Consider the following 2,685-nt stretch of genomic DNA (forward strand, 5'->3'; position numbering starts at 1 on the left):
CCGCCGTCCCGTAGCGAGGTGCGGCGGATACGGGACCGCCCCGGCCGGGCGCGAGCACCGGCCGGGGCGGAACCCGGGTGTACGGGAGGACCGTACGGAAGGACCGTCAGCGCAGGGCGGCGAGCGCCTGGTTGAGGGTCTTCGACGGACGCATCACGGCCGACGCCTTGGCCGCGTCGGGCTGGTAGTAGCCACCGATGTCGGACGGCGAGCCCTGGACGGCGAGCAGCTCGTCCACGATGGTCTGCTCCTGCTCGGTCAGCGTCGCGGCGAGCACCTTGAACGACTCCGCGAGCTGGGGGTCCTCGGTCTGCTTGGCCAGCTCCTGGGCCCAGTAGAGGGCCAGGTAGAAGTGGCTGCCTCGGTTGTCGATGCCACCGACCCGGCGGCTGGGCGACTTGTTCTCGTGGAGGAACGTGGCGGTCGCCCGGTCCAGGGTGTCGGCGAGCACCTGGGCCCGCGCGTTGTCGGTGGTCTGCGCGAGGTGCTCGAAGCTGACCGCGAGCGCGAGGAACTCGCCCAGGCTGTCCCAGCGCAGGTAGTTCTCCTTGACCAGCTGCTGCACGTGCTTGGGCGCGGAGCCGCCGGCGCCGGTCTCGAACAGCCCGCCGCCGTTCATCAGCGGCACGACCGACAGCATCTTGGCGCTGGTGCCCAGCTCCAGGATCGGGAACAGGTCGGTCAGGTAGTCACGCAGCACGTTGCCGGTCACCGAGATCGTGTTCTCGCCGCGGCGGATGCGCTCCAGGGAGAACGCGATCGCGTCGACGGGGGACATGATCTCGATCCGCAGCCCCTCGGTGTCGTGCTCCGGGAGGTACTGCTTGACCTTGGCGATGAGGTTGGCGTCGTGGGCGCGGCCCTCGTCCAGCCAGAACACCGCCGGGTCGCCGGTCGCGCGGGCGCGGGTGACGGCGAGCTTGACCCAGTCCCGGATCGGCGCGTCCTTGGTCTGGCACATCCGGAAGATGTCGCCCTCGCTGACCGTCTGCTCCAGGACCAGGTTGCCCTGGCCGTCGGTCACCCGCACGGTGCCGGTGGACGGGATCTCGAAGGTCTTGTCGTGGCTGCCGTACTCCTCGGCCTTCTGCGCCATCAGGCCGACGTTGGGCACCGAGCCCATGGTCGACGGGTCGAAGGCGCCGTTGGCGCGGCAGTCGTCGATGACGACCTGGTAGATGCCCGCGTAGCTGCTGTCCGGGATGACCGCGAGGGTGTCGGCCTCCTCGCCCTTGGTGTCCCACATGTGGCCCGAGGTACGGATCATGGCCGGCATGGAGGCGTCGACGATGACGTCGCTCGGGACGTGCAGGTTGGTGATGCCGCGGTCGGAGTCGACCATGGCCAGCTCCGGGCCCTCGGCCAGCTCCGCCTCGAAGGACTCCTTGATCTTCGCGCCCTCGGGCAGCGACTCCAGGCCCTTGAGGATGCCGCCGAGCCCGTCGTTCGGGGTGAGCCCGGCCGCGGCCAGCGCCTGGCCGTACGCGGCGAACGTCTTCGGGAAGAAGGCCCGTACGACATGGCCGAAGATGATCGGGTCGGAGACCTTCATCATCGTGGCCTTCAGGTGCACCGAGAACAGCACGCCCTCGGCCTTGGCCCGCGCGACCTGCTCCTTGAGGAACTCGCGCAGCACCGCCACGCGCATCACGGACGCGTCCACGACCTCGCCCGCGAGCACCGGCACCGACTCGCGCAGCACGGTGGTGGAGCCGTCGTCACCGGTCAGCTCGATGCGCAGCGCACCGTCCTCGGCGATCACCGCGGACTTCTCGGTGGAGCGGAAGTCGTCGCCGGTCATGTGGGCGACGTTCGTCTTCGAATCGGCCGACCAGGCGCCCATGCGGTGCGGGTTGGCCTTGGCGTAGTTCTTGACCGACGCCGGGGCGCGGCGGTCGGAGTTGCCCTCGCGCAGGACCGGGTTGACGGCGCTGCCCTTGACCTTGTCGTACCGGGCGCGGATGTCCCGCTCCTCGTCGGTCTTGGGGTCGTCCGGGTAGTCCGGCAGCGCGTAACCCTGCTCCTGGAGCTCGGCGATGGCCGCCTTCATCTGCGGAATGGACGCCGAGATGTTCGGCAGCTTGATGATGTTGGCCCCGGGCGTCTTGGCCAGCTCGCCCAGCTCGGCGAGGGCGTCCTCGATGCGCTGGCTCGCCTCGAGCCGCTCGGGGAACTGAGCGATGATGCGCCCGGCCAGGGAGATGTCCCGCCGCTCCACGGAGACCCCGGCCGTCGAGGCGTAGGCCTCGACCACAGGCAGGAACGAATACGTCGCCAAGGCCGGGGCCTCGTCGGTGTGCGTATAGATGATGGTCGAGTCAGTCACCGGGTGCTCCGCTCCACGTCTGTAACATTGCTCGACATCAAGATATCCCGTGATCCGGCGGGGGCCTAAAGGGGGCACCGAACGCTCGCCGTGCCCTCAGCCCGTGCGGCGCAGCAGGGCCAGGTACATGGCGTCCGTGCCGTGCAGATGCGGCCACAGCTGGACGTCGGGGCCCTCGCCGAGGGCGGGGACGTTCGGCATCAGGGGGCGGGCGTCGATCCACTCCGCCGTGGCGCCCTGGCCCTTGCGGGCCTCCCCCAGCACGTCGTCGACCACGGCGCGGGTCTCGGCCGGGTGCGGGGAGCAGGTCGCGTAGCCGACGACGCCGCCGATGCGTACGGCGGCCAGCGCCTCGCGCA

At 70.1% G+C, this 2,685-nt stretch carries 1 protein-coding gene and 1 pseudogene; both read right to left on the reverse strand.

The genetic code is table 11. The features are described from left to right. Nucleotides 1–106: 106 nt before the first annotated feature. Nucleotides 107–2,326: an NADP-dependent isocitrate dehydrogenase gene (locus EEJ42_RS32455; protein WP_123105507.1), complete on the reverse strand. Its 2,220-nt coding sequence runs from the start codon at nt 2,324–2,326 to the stop codon at nt 107–109. 96 nt (nt 2,327–2,422) lie between these two features. Then, nucleotides 2,423–2,685, reverse strand: a pseudogene (locus tag EEJ42_RS32460) (rRNA cytosine-C5-methyltransferase); the annotation flags it as partial.

It is taken from the genome of Streptomyces botrytidirepellens, assembly GCF_003721215.1.
GTDB lineage: Bacteria > Actinomycetota > Actinomycetes > Streptomycetales > Streptomycetaceae > Streptomyces > Streptomyces himastatinicus.